This is a genomic window from Nevskia sp., assembly GCF_023266035.1.
Lineage (GTDB): Bacteria > Pseudomonadota > Gammaproteobacteria > Nevskiales > Nevskiaceae > Nevskia.
In genome coordinates, this window is the sequence record NZ_JAHFRY010000006.1 from 1 (window position 1) to 16,353 (window position 16,353).

General features: G+C 66.7%; 16 protein-coding genes. 11 read left to right on the forward strand and 5 right to left on the reverse strand.

Translation table 11 applies throughout. The annotated features are described in order from the left end of the window. Positions 1-357 precede the first annotated feature (357 nt). The 3 genes from Q0D45_RS01130 (at position 358) to Q0D45_RS01140 (ending at position 2,598) form a co-directional block, all read left to right on the forward strand. On the forward strand, positions 358-633 hold the full coding sequence (locus tag Q0D45_RS01130; protein WP_293387429.1) for a hypothetical protein: 276 nt from the start codon (positions 358-360) through the stop codon (positions 631-633). 220 nt (positions 634-853) lie between these two features. Beyond that, a complete protein-coding gene (locus tag Q0D45_RS01135) occupies positions 854-1,891 on the forward strand; it encodes a hypothetical protein (RefSeq protein WP_293387431.1) in 1,038 nt (345 codons plus the stop codon). 2 nt (positions 1,892-1,893) lie between these two features. Further along, a complete protein-coding gene (locus Q0D45_RS01140; protein ID WP_293387433.1) occupies positions 1,894-2,598 on the forward strand; it encodes a histidine phosphatase family protein in 705 nt (234 codons plus the stop codon). 48 nt (positions 2,599-2,646) lie between these two features. On the opposite strand, the gene Q0D45_RS01145 is transcribed toward Q0D45_RS01140, so the two are convergent. Further along, positions 2,647-3,876: a saccharopine dehydrogenase NADP-binding domain-containing protein gene (locus Q0D45_RS01145; RefSeq protein ID WP_293387435.1), complete on the reverse strand. Its 1,230-nt coding sequence runs from the start codon at positions 3,874-3,876 to the stop codon at positions 2,647-2,649. A gap of 165 nt (positions 3,877-4,041) precedes the next feature. On the opposite strand from Q0D45_RS01145, the gene Q0D45_RS01150 reads away from it, so the two are divergent. From Q0D45_RS01150 to Q0D45_RS01170, 5 genes are all read left to right on the forward strand, one after another. Beyond that, positions 4,042-4,233, forward strand: coding sequence for an oxidoreductase-like domain-containing protein (locus tag Q0D45_RS01150; protein ID WP_293387437.1), 192 nt, complete (start codon positions 4,042-4,044; stop codon positions 4,231-4,233). A gap of 41 nt (positions 4,234-4,274) precedes the next feature. Beyond that, on the forward strand, positions 4,275-5,213 hold the full coding sequence (locus Q0D45_RS01155; protein WP_293387439.1) for an alpha/beta hydrolase: 939 nt from the start codon (positions 4,275-4,277) through the stop codon (positions 5,211-5,213). Beyond that, the gene (locus tag Q0D45_RS01160) at positions 5,210-5,680 is read left to right on the forward strand and encodes a thioesterase family protein (RefSeq protein ID WP_293387441.1); all 471 of its coding nucleotides are present in this window, start codon (positions 5,210-5,212) and stop codon (positions 5,678-5,680) included. The genes Q0D45_RS01155 and Q0D45_RS01160 overlap by 4 nt, the downstream gene beginning before the upstream one ends. A gap of 132 nt (positions 5,681-5,812) precedes the next feature. After that, a complete protein-coding gene (locus Q0D45_RS01165) occupies positions 5,813-7,081 on the forward strand; it encodes a diguanylate cyclase (protein ID WP_293387442.1) in 1,269 nt (422 codons plus the stop codon). Next, positions 7,078-9,075, forward strand: a complete 1,998-nt coding sequence (locus tag Q0D45_RS01170) for an ATP-binding protein (protein WP_293387444.1) — start codon at positions 7,078-7,080, stop codon at positions 9,073-9,075. The genes Q0D45_RS01165 and Q0D45_RS01170 overlap by 4 nt, the downstream gene beginning before the upstream one ends. Positions 9,076-9,087: 12 nt before the next feature. On the opposite strand, the gene Q0D45_RS01175 is transcribed toward Q0D45_RS01170, so the two are convergent. After that, on the reverse strand, positions 9,088-9,711 hold the full coding sequence (locus tag Q0D45_RS01175; protein WP_293387446.1) for a hypothetical protein: 624 nt from the start codon (positions 9,709-9,711) through the stop codon (positions 9,088-9,090). A 96-nt stretch (positions 9,712-9,807) separates the two neighbouring features. Between Q0D45_RS01175 and Q0D45_RS01180 the strand changes: the two genes are divergently transcribed. Genes Q0D45_RS01180 through Q0D45_RS01190 form a run of 3 tightly spaced genes read left to right on the forward strand, consistent with a single transcriptional unit; the run spans position 9,808 to position 11,773 of the window. Next, a complete protein-coding gene (locus tag Q0D45_RS01180) occupies positions 9,808-10,479 on the forward strand; it encodes a glutathione S-transferase (protein WP_293387448.1) in 672 nt (223 codons plus the stop codon). A gap of 8 nt (positions 10,480-10,487) precedes the next feature. Then, entirely contained in the window at positions 10,488-11,282 is a 795-nt protein-coding gene (locus tag Q0D45_RS01185) for a dienelactone hydrolase family protein (RefSeq protein ID WP_293387450.1), read from the forward strand. Then, complete coding sequence (locus Q0D45_RS01190) at positions 11,279-11,773, forward strand: GreA/GreB family elongation factor (RefSeq protein ID WP_293387452.1); 495 nt, start codon at positions 11,279-11,281, stop codon at positions 11,771-11,773. Before Q0D45_RS01185 ends, Q0D45_RS01190 begins: the two co-directional genes overlap by 4 nt. Positions 11,774-11,779: 6 nt before the next feature. On the opposite strand, the gene Q0D45_RS01195 is transcribed toward Q0D45_RS01190, so the two are convergent. The 3 genes from Q0D45_RS01195 to Q0D45_RS01205 all read right to left on the reverse strand — a co-directional run bounded on the left by Q0D45_RS01195 (position 11,780) and on the right by Q0D45_RS01205 (position 16,244). After that, positions 11,780-14,143 carry a DNA internalization-related competence protein ComEC/Rec2 gene (locus Q0D45_RS01195; RefSeq protein ID WP_293387454.1) on the reverse strand — a complete coding sequence of 788 codons (2,364 nt, stop codon included), beginning with the start codon at positions 14,141-14,143 and terminating at the stop codon, positions 11,780-11,782. Between the two features lie 7 nt (positions 14,144-14,150). Further along, a complete protein-coding gene (gene lolD / locus Q0D45_RS01200; RefSeq protein ID WP_293387456.1) occupies positions 14,151-14,879 on the reverse strand; it encodes a lipoprotein-releasing ABC transporter ATP-binding protein LolD in 729 nt (242 codons plus the stop codon). Positions 14,880-14,984: 105 nt separating this feature from the next. After that, the gene (locus Q0D45_RS01205; protein WP_293387458.1) at positions 14,985-16,244 is read right to left on the reverse strand and encodes a lipoprotein-releasing ABC transporter permease subunit; all 1,260 of its coding nucleotides are present in this window, start codon (positions 16,242-16,244) and stop codon (positions 14,985-14,987) included. Positions 16,245-16,353: the final 109 nt, after the last annotated feature.

The following is a 16,353-nucleotide window of genomic DNA, read 5'->3' on the forward strand; positions in this document are numbered from 1 at the left end:
GAGTTGGTGAACTCGAGATACCGATCGCTCATGAATGCTCCATCAAACCGGCTGTGAAGCCGACCATCAAACAGGATTTGTCCGTCGAATCTGCGCTGGCTGGGGGGCCGGGATGCAACGCCGGGCCAGCATTATCGCAGCGCATCAAGAGCAGCGTCGGCCGATTTCACATTTCAGTCAACAAGTGTTTCTTTTTGGCTGTTTCTTTTTCCAAGGTCGGGGCAGCCCCTGCTGCAGCAAAGGCCGTGGATTCCACCCGATTGACGCTGCCGCCCCCGCTGCGCATAGTTCGGGCTGCGCCGGGCCATCCTGATGAAGCTCGGCCGTACAAGAAAAGCAGATTCGAGGGGAGTCCTGATGATGAACAAGACCATGATTCTGGTCGCGGTATCGCTTGCGTCCGTCGCAGCGGCAGCCGGGCTGATGAGCCAGGTGAGAGTCGCTTCGGCCGCTGTAGTGCCGGTCAGTGCACCTGCCGTTGTGCAGATCGAACCGGTTGCCGAAGCGCCTCCGATGAGCCGTCGCGAGCGCATGGTGCGCATCGTTGCCGAACAGGCCGCGATCACCGCTGAAGCGACTGCCCGCGCAGCGCTGGCCCGCAAGGCCGCCGAGCGGGACACCGCCTCGCGATGAGTCGAGCGCCGACGGCCTAATCCGCTGACGGTCATAGTCGTTTCGCATAAACTCCAAGAGCTTTCATGGCCGATGGCACGCTTTTGCTGCAATGTCTGGTTGCCAATTGGCACGCGGTCTGCGGGCACAATGATCAGTAACCGAAAGGCGTGACCAGCGCCTCACGAAATCAACAAAAACGCGAGCGGAAACGATCCGCCCGCTTCACTCGGGGTTTGCAATGAAACTCAGCCGCGTTGTCCTCATCGTTGTCATCACCGCCGTCGTCGTCTATTTCGGACTCAACATGCTGCTGCCGCGTGGCAGCAAGACCGCCGCGCCGGAAGCCGCTGCCACCGGCGAAACGGTCAGCGAAACGCCCGTCGCGACGGAAGGCGGCGATACGGCTGCTGTAGCAACGGAAACGCCGGCTGCCGCCAGCGAAGCCGCGCCTGAATCGGCTCCGGAGTCGGCTCCGGCCCCCGAGTCGACTGAAACTGCCGCCAGCGAGCCAGCCCCGGCACCGGCGGAGTCCTACACCGCCCTGGCGCCAGCAACCGCCGCCGCCCCGATCACCGCTAATCTGCCGACGATGTCCGACGCGGACGCCCGGAAGATCGCCGAGAACATCGGCCGTGACGAAGGTACGCAGGTCGCGGTCACCCCCGCGGCCCCGGCGGCAGGCGGCGACAACTCCTCGCTCAGCGAAGAGGAAGCCCGCAAGATTGCCGAGAACGTGGCCAGCGAAGTCGCCGCCCGCGTTGCCGGTGAATCGGCCGAGCCGGCTGCCAGCGAACCGGCCCCCGCACCTGCCCCGAAGGCCGCCAAGCCGAAGCCGGCACCGAAGCCAGAAGTGGTTGCCGCAGCACCGAGCAGCGATGCGCCGAAGGCCGCCAGCAAGCCGGCTGCCCAGCGTCCGCTCACCCGTCCGAAGACTGGCAACGGTTCCGACGTGATCTCCAGCTGGTGGTCGAAGACCGGCACTCAGGCCTCGAACAATCTCAGCCTGGTCTATGCCGGCGAAGCCTCGTCGGAAAAGGCCGTGGTGCTGATGTTCAACAACCCGGTCGATCCGACTGCGGCCGGCACCCACATCAAGCTGGTCGATTCGCGCGGCAAGACGCCGACCGGTTCATGGTCGGCCGGCAACAACCCGCGCGTGCTGGCGTTCAAGGGCGTGGCCCCGGGCCGCTATACGGTGATCCTGCGTCCGGAACTGCCGGACAGCAGTGGCAAGACGCTGGGTGACGAGCTGGTTGGCCCGGTCTACGTCCACTAGGCATGACTACCGTCGTCCTGGTCCGCCACGGCCAGGCCTCGTTCGGGGAAGCCAACTACGATCGTCTGTCGCTCCTCGGTGAGCGGCAGGCGGTCGCCCTCGGCAGCCACTGGAAGATCGGCGGCTTCAGTGCCGACCGCGCCTACAGCGGCTCGCTGCAGCGCCAGCGCAAGACCGGTGAGCAGGCACTCGCGGTGATCGGCGACAAGGCCCCCGCGGCCTTGCATACCGACCCGGCGTTCAACGAGTTCAACCACACCCAGTTGATCCGCGCCTACCTGCCGCTGATTGCCGATCAGCACCCGGAACTGGCGGACGATCCGCATCTGGCGATGCGGGATCAGGCGGTGTTCCGGCCGGTGTTCAACACCGTGGTCGGCGCCTGGATGCAGGGGCTGGCACCGTCGATTCCGATCGACGAAACCTGGGCCGCGTTCTCCAACCGTTGCGTGGCCGGCCTGCGCCGCGCTGCGGAAGGGGCCGAACGTCTGGTGGTGTTCACTTCCGGTGGCGTGATCACCGCGGTGATGCGCGAAGCGCTGAGCCTCGACAACCCGACGTCCCTGAACCTGGTCTGGAAGATCTGGAACGCCTCGGTGCACGAGTTCCATATCCACCCGGAAAGCGGCAGCCTGGCGCTGGCCGGCTTCAACGATATCTCGCACCTGCGCCTGCAGCGGGACGCCGCGATCATCACCCGCATCTGAAGCTGCGAGATGGTCACGGCTTCGGGCCGTGACCATCTTTTCAGGACTTCAGAGCGCTTCGAACGTCAGTCCGGCGTGTTCCTTCAGGCGCTCGATCAGGCGATCGCCCATCGCCGTCGCCGGCGTCCAGAAACCGCCCTTGAGCGCATCGCGCGGCACATCGAAGGCCAGACAGGCCACCGCTTCGCCAAGCATCTTGGCGGTCGAGCCGTAGCCCGGATCGCGATCACCGGTGAGCTTGCAGCGCAGGACGTCGCCAGTGGCGGTCTTGCCGATGAAGCGCAGATCATAGAAGCCTTTTTCCTGCGCTTCCGGCGTCGGTCCCTCGCCCGGCTTCGGCAGCACGTATCGTTCGAGCAGGGCGCGGGTCGGCTTCAGCGCACCGGCCAGCACGAAACCACCAAGCCCGGCAGTGATGCCCCAGGCGGTCGCCCTGCCCTTCAGGCCGCTGCCGGTCATCATCGCTTCGTCGTAGCGGAAATCCGCGCCATAAGCCTGGCCGGACAGGCCATTCGAGCGATGGACGATGCGGGTATTGATCGCCGCCATCACGAACGGTGCGATCCAGCTGCGCGCGTCCTCGTCGTACTCGGCCAGGTTCACATCCGGCTGCCGCGGCCTGGGTGCCGCGCTCGGCGGCGTGATCGAGTACGGGTCGCCCAGTTCCTTGCGCAGGCCCGGGTCCTCACCGACTTCCTTCAGCACGTTCATCAGGCTGGCGACCGTGCCGCCGGAAAACCCGCCCCGGAAGGCCTTGATGCGCAGCTTCACCCGCTGCGCCGGCACGCCGAACTTCGCGCGCGCCTGGGCCTGCAGGAAATGCACGCCGAGATCGGACGGAATCGAGTCGAAGCCGCAGCAATGGACGATGCGCGCACCGCTCTTCTGCGCAGTCGCTTCGTGGGCGGTGATCATCCGGCGGATCCACTGCACTTCGCCGGTCAGATCGCAGTAATCGGTGCCGGTTTCGGCGCAGACCTTGACCAGCGGCGAGCCGTAGAAGGCGTAGGGACCGACGGTCGACACCACCACGCGGGTAGTGCTGCACAGCTCGCGCAGCGCGGTTTCGTCGGCCGCGTCGCAGACGATCATCGGCAGGTTGCGGCCATCCGGCCCTAGCGACTGGCGGACCTGATCGAGCTTGGCCGTCGAGCGACCGGCGATCGCCCACTTCACCTCGCCGCCGATGCCGTAGCGCTGATACAGGTAGCGGGTCAGCAGCTGGCCAACGAAGCTGGTGGCGCCAAAGACGACGAAGTGATGGCTTTGCTGAGGCATCCGGGCACTCTCACATTGAATGATCAAGCCGGCAGCTTAGCCGCAATTGCCGCCGCTGCCGGTGACGCGAAAGCGCCTTGCCGTCAGCCCCTCCGGGCGGCAAAGTGCGCGGGACTCGCCCCCGCTTGACACTGTGTCCAGCGACCCGCCAACTCCACGCCGCCGATGAACGCCGAAGCACTGCCGAACCTGCCTCCGAAACCGGAGCGCCCGCTTGATGGCGACTGCTGCGACAACGGCTGCGAGGTCTGCGTGTTCACCGCCTACGCGGAGGACTTGCGCCGCTGGCAGGAAGCCGTCATTGCCATCACGGCGGAGGCGCGCGCCGCCGAAGCGGATGGCAACGACCTCAAGTAAACGAACAACACGCAAACCACAACAGCACCGAGGAGAACACGATGCCGCTCAACCCACAGGTCCAGGGCTTCCTGGGCACGCTCGCCGCCGCCGGCGCCCAGCCGTTCCATACGATGGAACCGCCGCAGTGCCGCCAGGCGATCAACATGCTGATGAGCATGATGCCGCCGAGCGCGGCGCAGATCGCCGGCGTCCGCGACAGCCACATCGCCGGCCCGGCCGGCGAGCTGAAGCTGCGCATCTACAGCCCCAACGGCAAAGGCCCGTTCCCGATCCTGATGTACTTCCACGGCGGCGGCTTCGTGATCGGCGATCTCGATACCTTCGATTCGCTGTGCCGCGAAACCTGCGCCGGTGCCGGTGTCGTCGTGGTCTCGGTCGACTACCGCCTCGGGCCGGAACATCCGTTCCCGGCCGCGACCGACGACTGCCTTGCCGCCACCCGCTGGGCCGCTGCGCATGCCGTCGAGATCAACGGCGATGCCGGCCGCCTCGGCGTCTCCGGTGACAGCGCCGGCGGCAATCTCGCGGCGGTGACCGCACTGCGCCTGCGCGATGAGGGCGGCCCGGCGCTGAAGGCGCAGCTGCTGGTCTACCCGGTCGTCGACATCGATCCGGACGCTTATCCGTCGATGACCGAGAACGCCGAGGGCTATCTGCTCGGCCGCAAGGACATGGACTGGTTCTTCGGTCATTACGTCAAGGACGCTGCGGCGCTGACCAGCAACTTGCTGCGCCCGATCAAGGCCGAATCCCACAAGGGCCTGCCGCCGGCGCTGGTGATCACCGCCGAATTCGATCCGCTACGCGACGAAGGCAATGCCTACGCGGCGAAGCTGAAAGCGGCTGGCGTCGCCGTCGAATCGAAGTGCTACGACGGCGCGATCCACGGCTTCTACACCTTCTTCAGCGGGCTCGACGTCGGCCGTCAGGCCGTCGATCAGGGCATTGCCTGGCTCAAGAAAACGCTGGTGGCATGAACGACACGGCGCGCGGTACTGGAGCAACCGCGCCGCCGTCCGCAGCCTTCTGCTATCGCCTGCGGGTGCGTTACGCCGAGTGCGATGCGCAGAAGGTGGTGTTCAACGCCCGCTATGGCGATTACGTCGATCTGGCGACCACCGAATACCTGCGCGCGCTGGGCTTCGGCAAAGAACTGATCGATGGCCGGCTCGATTACCAATTGGTCAAGCAGACCACCGAGTGGAAGGCGCCGGCCCGCTTCGATGACGTGCTGTGTGCCAGCGTGAGCACCCTGCAGTTCGGCAATACCTCGTTCGTGCTGGCGGTGGAGTTCCGTCGCCGTGGCGAAGCCAGCCTGCTGGCGCGAACCGAAACGGTCTACGTGATGGTCACGCCGGCGCTCGCCAAGAAGCCACTGCCTGCGGATTTTCGGGCCGCGCTGGAACGCGGCGCGCCGGACATCATCGTCAGTCATGCTGGCTGAGCGGGGCTGTGCTGTTTGACACGGCATCGCCTCACAGACCCGTTTATCATCGTTTCCTGAAGACGCTTTTCCGGCGTCCCGATCAACCACCGCTCGCCGCAGCCTTCATCGGTATCCGCAACTCCTGACGTCATGAACGGCGACCCGCGGATCCGTCCGCATTCCAACAAGAACCAGCGCCGCCAGTTGCTGCGCCTGCGCTTCGACGAGCCTCTGGAAGCCCTGTTCCGCGAAACCTTCGAGCACAACGCCCGCGGGCCGCGGACGATGATCCTGTTCATCGGCATGCTGATGATCGGCGTCACCCCGCTGTACGACGACTGGGTGATGCACGCGCCGGACGGCTTCCTGAAGATGTCGCACTTCCTGCAGTTCTGCGTGCAGATTCCGGCGATCCTGCTGTCGCTGCTGTTCACCGTACGGCCCGCCCTGCAGCGCTGGTCGCCGGCGATGCTGATCATCACCTGCGTGATCATTGCCAATTGCGTGATGGCGCAGCACATCTTCGGCCGGCTGCTCGGTTTCGACATGCCGCACGATTTCGCGGCGATCACGGTCACCGCGATGCTGATCCTCGGCCGGCTGCGCTTCTGGGCCGTGCTGCCCTGGGCGCTGGCGACCATGGTCATCACCACCTGGGCGCAGATGGAAGCGCTGGGCCTGTCGGCGTTCTATGACGCCGTATCGGCCTGGATGCTGGCGGCCATCTCCGGGGTTACCGCCTACCTGCTCGAATATTCCTCGCGACAAAGCTGGTATCGCGGCCGGCTGCTGGAATTCCAGGCCACCCGCGATGGCCTGACCGGCCTGCCGAATCGTCGCTATTTCGATCTGGAACTGCGCAAGCTGATCCGTGAAGCGGCGCGCCAGCAGCAGAATGTCGCGCTGCTGATGCTCGATATCGATCACTTCAAGGACTACAACGATCTTTATGGTCATCCGGCCGGCGATCAATGCCTGCGGCTGGTCGGCGGTTCGCTCGGCAAGGCGATGCGCCGGCCGCATGATTTCTGTGCCCGCATCGGCGGCGAGGAATTTGCCGCCGTCTGGTTCGATGCCCTGCCGGACAAGGCCAGCGAACTGGCCGAAGCGCTGCGCGACAGCGTCCACGGCTTGCGCATTCCGCGCTCGCTCGATGGCAGCAGCTTCGTCACCGCGTCCGGCGGCTTCGCCCAGGTGATCGCGCCAACCGCCGGTGACTCGCCGCGCCGCATCGCCGCCGATCTGGTTCGCCGCGCCGACGCCGCGTTGTATGCGGCAAAACGAGTCGGCCGCAGCCGCATGGTGATGTCCGGAGACCACAGCCGCCCCGAATCGGCCAACGATTCCCTGGGCGCAACCATCGCTGCCGTCATGGCCGATGCCCGGCAGGCACCGTCCCCGGAAGCACGCGCGCCTTGACCGGCGCAGCACCAATCGAGCCCACCACCCGGCGCCGCAGCCTCGTCCAGCGCGCGCGCGATCTGTCGATCGGCGCCAAGCTCAGCGGCGTGGTCGCGATGTTTCTGGTCGCGATGATGGGTGCCCTGATCATCGTTGCGCTGTCGTTGTCGATGTCCTCCGGCGTGCGCGCCTATGTCAGCGCCGAAAGCCAGTCGTCGAAAGGCCAGAAGAACGCCGTCTACGCAATCACCCGCTATCTGCAGACCGGTGATCGTCGCGCCTGGACCTATTTCCAGAACGCCATCGCCGTGCCGCTGGGCGGCCGGCGGGCGCGCCTGGAACTGCTCAGGGATCAATACGACGAACTGGCCGTCTACCAGGGCTTTCTCGCCGGCGGCGTGCCGGCCGAAGACATTCCCGAGATGATTTTCCTGTTCCGCAATTTCCGCAGCCTCAGCTTCTTCGCCGAAGCGGTGGACATCTGGGGCAAGGCCGACGACTGCGTGCAGGAACTGATGAACATGTCGCGCGAGATCGCCGTGGCCGAAAACACCGCGCAGCTCGACGATCAGCGCCGACGCCTGTTCCTCAATCGCATCGATGCGATCAACACCCGCGTCACGGCGCTGCAACAGGGCTTCTCCGCGGTGCTCGCCGGCGGCGCGCGCACTGTGCAGTGGCTGCTGCTCGGCGTGATCATGACGGCCGCCGGCGTTTTGCTCGGCATCGCCATGCTGGTCGCCTGGCTGGTCTCCAATGATCTGCGCAAAAGTATCGAAGGCCTGCGCGACGGCACCGTGCGCGTGGCCCAGGGCGATCTCAGCACGATGGTGGAAGTGCGCTCCAGGGATGAACTCGGCGTGCTGGCCGGCGAACTGAACAACATGATCAGCAGCCGTCACCAGGCCGAGGTGGCGCTGAAAGCCGCGACCCAGTTCCGCGAAAAGATCATGGAACACGTCACCAACGCGATCTTCACGATGGACCGCGAAGGCCGCTTCATGACCGCCAACCGGCGCACCAGCGATATCACCGGCTATCCGGTCGAAGAACTGCTGGGGATGCCCTGGGCGGAATTGATCTCCGACGAAGCGCACCTGAAGGACGTCTACCGGCGCTACCAGCAGACCCTCGACGGCGGCGATCCGATCACCAACCACGAGGTACCGCTGACCCGCAGGAACGGCAGCGTGGTGACCGTGCAGTTCAGCATCGCCGCGCTGAGTCAGGACGGCGCGGTATTCGGCGCGGTCGGTGCCGCCGAAGACATCACCGCCCGCAAGCGCGACGAGGCGGAACTGAAGGCCCGCGCCGACGAGCTGACTCGCTCGAACGCCGATCTGGAACAGTTCGCCTACGTGGCGTCGCACGATCTGCAGGAGCCGCTGCGCACCGTGTCCGGCTTTGCGCAACTGCTGCAGAAGCGCTACGAAGGCAAGCTCGGGCCGGACGCCGACGAGTACATCGGCTTCGTCACCTCCGGCGCGCAGCGGATGAAAAGCCTGATCGAGGATCTGCTCGCCTACTCGCGCGTGTCACGGGCGTCCGATGCCACACAGCCGGTCGATCTGAACCGGGTCGTCGCCACTGCCATGGCCAACGTGCATGGCGCGATCAGCGCCGCAGCCGCCACGGTGACGGCCGGTGAACTGCCGACCATCCTCGGCAACGAGCGGCAGATGGTGCAGCTGTTCCAGAACCTGATCGGCAATGCCGTGAAGTTCTGCCGCCCGGACGTTGCGCCGATGGTCGAGATCGCCGCCGAGCGTCAGGGCGACGACTGGGAGCTGCGCGTGCGCGACAACGGCATCGGCATCGACGAAAAGCACGCCGAGCAGGTGTTCGGCCTGTTCCAGCGCCTGCATGCCCGTGAGAAATATCCCGGCAACGGCATCGGCCTGACCATCTGCAAGAAGATCGTCGACCTGCACCGCGGCCGGATCAGCGCCGAGCCGGCCGAGCCGGGAACCCGCTTCAGGATCGTGCTGCCGGCCAGCCTGCCGCCGGCCTGAGCGGATCGGTGATCAGGCGCCGCCGGATGACACTGGCTTGGCCTTGTCGTGAAGATCTTGGACTTCCTCGTCGATCCCTTCGAAGCATTCCCGTACCTGCGCATCGTCCAGCACCGCATAGGGCACGAACGCCGGCACCGCAGCCGCCGCGGCCTGCTGCGCCACCTGCACGGTTTCCATCCGCTCGCACAGCTCGCGCGCCTTGACGACCAGCACCTCGGCGCCTTCACGCGCCTCGCTGCCCACATCGTCGCGGCCCTCGATCAGGCCGTCGACGACATCGCGCAAGGTATCGAAGCCGAAGCCGACACCGGCGCGGCCGAAAGCGATCGCATGGGTCTTCATCGCCACCGCCGCGGCGCTGTAGGCCTTCAGCGCGGTTCGGGCTTCCGGGCTGGTTTCGATGCCGGTCTCGCCGATGCTCAGGGCGCCATCAAGGCCGACTCGCGCAAGCGCTGGCTGGCCACCGGCTTCGATCACCACCGTGTCGCCATCGAGGCCGATCGCGCCGTCGCCCGGATCATGGTGATCGCCGTAGCTCGGCTGATGGCGTTGGTGATCATCGTCATCACAGCCGGCGAGCAGCGCGACCAGCAGCAAGGCAGCGGGGGCAATCATCAGCAGCGAGCGTTTCATCGGTGTTCATCCTGGGGCGTACGCCAGTTTGGATGCGCGACCGCGCACCGACGGATGCAGCTAGGCTAGCCGCACTGAAACCGGAGCCGGCTGCCCATGATCGTCGTCCACCATCTCGAAAACTCCCGTTCCCAGCGCATCCTCTGGCTACTCGAAGAACTGGGCCTGCCGTACACGGTCAAGCGCTACGAGCGCGACAAGAAAACCATGCTTGCACCACCCGAGCTGAAGACCGTGCACCCGCTCGGCAAATCGCCGGTGATCAGCGATGACGGCGTCGTGATCGCCGAAACCGGCGCGATCATCGAGCACCTCATCGAGCGTCACGGCAACGGCCGGCTGATGCCCGCAGCCGGTACGCCTGAATACATCCGCTACCGCTACTGGCTGCACTACGCCGAAGGCTCGCTGATGCCGCTGCTGGTGATGAAGCTGATCTTCTCGAAGACCACCGTCGCGCCAACACCGTGGCTGATCCGGCCGATCGCCAGGGCGATCGCCAACGGCGTCGGCCGGGGCTATCTCGATCCGAGCCTGAAACTGCACCTGACCAGCATCGAAACCGCGCTCGGCGATAGCGGCTGGTTCGCCGGCAGCGAACTGACCGCGGCCGACATCATCATGAGCTTCCCGCTCGAAGCCGCCGCCGCCCGCGGTGGCGCCAGCCAGGGCTATCCGAACATCCTCAACTTCCTCGCCCGCATCAAGGCCCGGCCGGCCTGGCAGGCGGCGCTGGGGAAAGGCGGGCCTTATCAGCTGATGCGCTAGAGCTAGCCATGATCGACCATCTGCCGACGATTCCCGGCTTCACCCTCGCTCCGCACCGCCATCTCGGCGAAACCCGCGCGGTCTACCGGCGCGGCCACGGCCCGGCGGTGATCGTGATGAGCGAGATTCCCGGCATCACGCCGCAGGTCGCGACTTTCGCGACGACTCTGGCCGATGCCGGCTTCAGCGTCTGGATGCCGCAGCTGTTCGGCACGCCGCTGCAGCCGATCACGCTGCCCTACCTGACCCGTTCGGTGCTGCGGATCTGCATCAGCAAGGAATTCAGCGTGCTGGCCGCGAATCAGTCGAGCCCGATCGTCGACTGGCTGCGGGCGCTGGCGCGTGAAGCGCACGAAGCCTGCGGCGGGCCCGGTGTCGGCGCCGTCGGCATGTGCCTGACCGGCAACTTCGGCCTGGCGATGATGCTCGACGCGCCGGTGATCGCGCCGGTGCTGTCGCAGCCTTCGCTGCCAGTGCCGGTGCCCGGCCGCCGCGATGCGCTGCATGTATCGCCGAAGGAACTGGCCGCCGCTCACGACAAGATCGACCAGCACGGCGCGCGCATTCTCGGCCTGCGCTTCCACGGCGATCCGCTGTGCGCGCCTTCGCGCTTCGAGCGCCTGCGCCGCGAATTCGGTGACGCATTCGAAGGCATCGAGATCGACGCCTGTCACGGCAACCGGGAAGGCTTCGGCACGCCGCACAGCGTGCTGACCACGCACCTGATTGACGAAGCCGGCCAGCCGACGCGCGCCGCGCTCGATCGCACGCTGGCCTTCCTGCGCGAGCAGTTGGTGACATGAGTCGCGCCCACGTCCGCGAGGTCGACGGTGATGAACCCGAAGACCTGCCCGAACTACCGCTCAGTCCACATCCGAACTACGTCACGCCGCGTGGGCTGGCCTTGCTCGAAGCGCGCCGCGATGCGATCGAGGCTGATATCGCGGCGATTGCCGCCGATGCCGCCGATCGTCGCCAGCGCCGCGCCAGTCTCGATCGCGAACTGCGCTGGTTGCAGGCCCGCATCGCTGCCGCGCAGCTGGTCAATGGCACGACGCGCGACAGCAGCAAGGTGGCCTTCGGCGCTGAAGTCGCCGTGCTCGACGACGACAATCTCGAGAGCCGCTACCGGATCGTCGGCGAAGACGAGGCCGATCCGGACGCCGGGCTGATCAGCTGGACCTCGCCGCTGGCGCGGGCGCTGATCGGCCTGCAGGTCGGCGATGTCGCGCTGTGGCAGCGGCCGGCGGGCGACCGCGATATCGAGATCAGTGCAATCCGCTGGCCGGCCTGATCGGCGTCATCGGCAGGGGCCGATGCTTGAAGGCAAACCGCTGCGCCAGACCTCGTCGGCCGGCGTCGACCACAGCCGCAGCGCCTTCGGTCGATAGCGTTCGCAGACAAGACGATCCCCGCTCATCTCGACCGTCACCGCGCCGTGATCGCCGGTCGAAACCTGGGCGATGCCGCGCTCTTGCATGCGCGCGACGACGACCCGCGCCGGATGTCCGAAATGGTGGTGCCAGCCAGCGCTGTGGATCGCCAGCTTCGGCTGCACGGCATCGAGGAACTCCGCGGTCGATGAGGTCCGGCTGCCGTGATGCGGCGTCACCAGCACGTCGGCGCGCAGTTTTTCCGGCATCGCTGTCAGCAGCCGCGCTTCGGCCCTGGCTTCGATGTCGCCAGTCAGCAGCAGCGCCTGATCGCCCTGCGCAACCCTCAGCACGCAGGAACCGTCGTTGTCCGACAAGCCGCGCTCGGGACCCGCGAGCAGCTCGAAACTGACGCCGTCCCAGTCCCAGCGCTCGCCGGCACGGCAGGGCGTATCGGTGCCGTAACCGCTGCGGCTGGCGATCGGCAAGACCGCGGCAACAGCCGCAACCCCACCGCGATGATCGAGATCACCGTGCGAGACGATCAGGCGATCGATCCCTCGCACACCGCTGCGCAGCAGATAGGGCACGACCACCGAACGCCCGGCATCGAAGCTGCCGGGCCAGGCCGGGCCGGCGTCGAACAGCAGCGTGTGCTCGCGCGTCTGCACGACCACCGCCAGCCCCTGTCCGACATCGAGCACGCTTAGCCGGAAGCCTTTGTCGACCGTGCGTGCCAGCGGCAAGGCCAGCGCGGACAGCGCCAGCAGGCCGAAGACTCGGGTCGGCAGACCGGCCGGCGCGAACAGGGCGATCGCACCGAGCAAGGCCAGCAGCAGCGCCGCCGGTTCCGGGCTCGCCGCCAGCCAGGCTTGCGGCGTCTGTTCGGCGATCCACAGCAGGCCGTCCTGCGCCAGCGCGAGGACATCGGCGACCCGATGCAGCAAGGGCAGCCCCAGCACCGGCACCACGGCCGCAAGCAGCAGGGCGAGCAGCAGCGCCGGCGTCAGCACGGCGGCGGCCGGCACGGCGATCAGATTGACCAGCGGCCCGGTCAGGCTGGTGCCCTGGAACCAGTACAGGGTCAGCGGCGCCAACATGACGCTGAGCATCAGCTGGATGCTCAGTGCCGCGCGCCAGCCATTGACTGGCGCCAGCCGGCCGCCGCTGACATAGAAGATCGCCGCAACCGCCGAGAACGATAGCCACAGGCCCGGCGACAGCAGGCTCAGCGGATCGCTGGCGACGATCACCGCCCAGGCCAGCGCCAGCGCTCGCGACGGCTGGCCGAGCCCGCCCCACCAGCCGGCCAGCACGAGCAGGCCGAGCATCCAGGCGGCGCGCTGTACCGGCGGCTCGAAGCCGGCAAGCAGCGCGTACAGCAAGGCCGCGATCACCGAAGCCAGCAGCGCCGCGCGCGGTGCCGGCAAGCGCTGACTCAAGGAGGCCGAGCGGCTCCACAGCCAGCGGATCAGCCAGAAGACGACACCGGCGACGATCGCGACATTGAAGCCGGAGATCGCGACCAGATGCGTGGTGCCGGTCAGCCGGAAGGCCTGCCAGTCATCCTCGTCGAGCCCCGAGGTATCGCCCAAGGTCAGCGCCGCAACCATCGGCAGCGCCGGATGACCCGGCAGCCACGCGGCGAGCCGATCGGCAAAGCCTTGCCGCAGCTTGAGCAGCGCATGACCGCCACTGGCCTCGCAGCGCTCGCCGCTGCGTACCGTCGCAGTCGCCGCGATGCCTTGCCGGAACAGCCAGCCTTCGTAATCGAAACCACCCGGATTTCGGCTGCCGTGCGGCGTGCGTAGGCTCAACGTCAGCCGCCAGCAGTCGCCGCCGCGCAGGGTTTCGCGGCTGCGATACCAGGCGGCGCGGATGTGTTCGGGCAAGCCACCATCCAGCGGATCGAAGCGGAAGCGCCAGGTTCTGAGGCTGTCCGCGGCTTCATCGCCCGGCTTGTCGCCGCCATCGGGGGTGGTCGTGCTGCTGGCCTGCGGCAGGCTGGCGACGATGCCTTCGACGGTCGGCACTTCGCCGTAGCGCGACACCGGCCAGCGCTGGTCGATCAGCTCCGAAGCACGCTGCGCGGTCAGCGCTGCACCGATCGCGAAAGCCAGCAACAGCCCGCGCCATCGCGAGCGGAACAGCGCCGCCGCCAGCGGCAGTAGCCAGAGCCACAGTGGTGGCAGCGCCGGCAGTTGCAGCAAGGCCAGCGCGCCGATGGTGAATGCGAAGACCAGCGGAACAGGCGAAAACGCGCGTCCCAGGCTTCGGGACGCAATCGCCAACCCAGGCTCAGCCGGGCTGGACACCCGCCGCGAGCTGCTCGCGCGACACTTCCTTCAGGCCACCGGCCTGGAGGGAAAAGATGCGATCCATGCGCGCCGCCAGCTTCAGGTCATGCGTGACCACGATCAGGCTGGTGCCGAGTTCGCGGTTCAGTTCCAGCATCAGCTCGAACACGGTTTCGGCGGTGCGGGTGTCGAGGTTGCCGGTCGGCTCGTCGGCGAGCACGCAAGCCGGCCGGGTGACCAGCGCCCGCGCCACAGCGGCGCGCTGACGCTCGCCACCGGACAGCTCGCCCGGCTTGTGGGTCAGCCGCTGACCAAGGCCGACTCTTTCCAGCAGCTTTGCCGCCGTCGCCAATGCTTCCGCGCGCGGCGTGCGCCGGATCAGCAGCGGCATCGCGACGTTCTCCTGCGCCGAGAACTCCGGCAGCAGGTGATGGAACTGGTAGACGAAGCCCAGGCTGGCATTGCGCACCCGCGAGCGCTCGGCATCACTGAGCGCGCTCATCTCGCGCCCGGCCACCGACACCGTGCCCGCGGTCGGCGAATCGAGCCCGCCCAGGATGTGCAGCAAGGTGCTCTTGCCAGCGCCGGACGAACCGACGATGGCGATGCGATCACCGCGCCTGAGTTCGAGATCGATGCCCTCGAACACGGTCAGGTTCAGGCGGCCATCGTCGAAGGTTTTTGCCAGGCCGTGGCAGGCGATGACGATGTCGGAAGCTGCTGCGGTCACGCTGAATCTCCACTCATGGCCAGCTCGTGCACCTTGGCGCTCCGTCTCGCCTTGCTCGCATCCCCGCGGTGAAGCTGCGGGGCCCCTGCTCGGTGGCTCGCGGATTCACTCATATCGCAGCGCCTCTGCAGGCTGCACCCGCGAAGCCCGCCAGGCCGGATACAGCGTCGACACCAGCCCGAGCGCCAGCGACAGCAGGCTGATCTGGAGCACGTCGGCCAGCTTCAGGTCCGAGGGCAGATCGCTGATGTAGTAGATGTCCGGCGACAGGAACTGGCGGCCGGTGGCGGCTTCCAGCAGCGGAACGAGCGTCTGCACGTTGAGCGCCAGCAGCACGCCGAGGCTGACGCCGATGATGGTGCCGATCACGCCGATCACCGAGCCCTGGACCATGAACACCGCCATGATCGAGCGCGGCGTGGCACCCAGGGTGCGCAGGATGGCGATGTCGGCCTGCTTGTCCTGCACCACCATCACCAGGGTCGACACGATGTTGAACGCGGCGATGCCGACCAGCAGCGACAGGATCAGGAACATCACGGTCTTTTCGGTGGCCACGGCGCGGAAGAAGTTGGCGTGGCTGCGGGTCCAGTCGGACACGAAGTAGGCGCCGGGGGTCATCTGGGCGATTTCGCGGGCGACTCTTGGCGCCTGGAACAGATCGTTCAGCTTGAGGCGTACGCCGGTGACGTTGCTGCCCATCCGGTACAGCGCCGCGGCATCGTCGAGATGAACCAGCACCAGGCCGCGATCGAACTCGTACATACCGATGCGGAACACGCCGACGACATTGAAGCGCCGGAAGCGCGGCAGCACGCCGGCCGGGGTGACGCTCAACTGCGGGATCATCAGGTCGACCTTGTCGCCGATCGCCACGTTGAGCTGCTGCGCCAGTTCGTAGCCGAGCACGATGTTGTAGTCGCCGCCCTTCAGATCACCGAGCGCGCCGCTGGCCATGTGCTTGCCGATCTCGGAAACCTTGGCTTCCTCGCCGGGCAGCACGCCGCGAATCACGGTGCCGGAGATCTCCGAGCCGACCTTCACCAGCGCCTCGCCTTCGATGTACGGCGCGGTGGCGGCGACATCCGGGTTCTGCGAGGCCATCGCGGCGACGCCGCTCCAGTCCGGCAGGCCTTCACTGTTGCCGGAAATCGTCGCGTGCGAAGCCATGCCGAGAATGCGGCTGCGCAGCTCGCTCTCGAAGCCGTTCATCACCGACAGCACCACGATCAGGGTCGCCACACCGAGGCCGATGCCGAGCATCGAGGCCAGCGAGATGAAGGAGATGAAGTGGTTGCGACGCTTGGCGCGGGTGTAGCGCAGGCCGAGCAGCAGTTCGTAGCGGTCGCCGATCACGATGCCCATCCACAGTTGATGGCGGGTACGGCAGACGTGGCAGCCTTTGGCTGCCAAACAAGGTCAATCAGGGTCATGAAGCGGATTAGATCACAGGCCATCGCTAGAATGCCGCGAC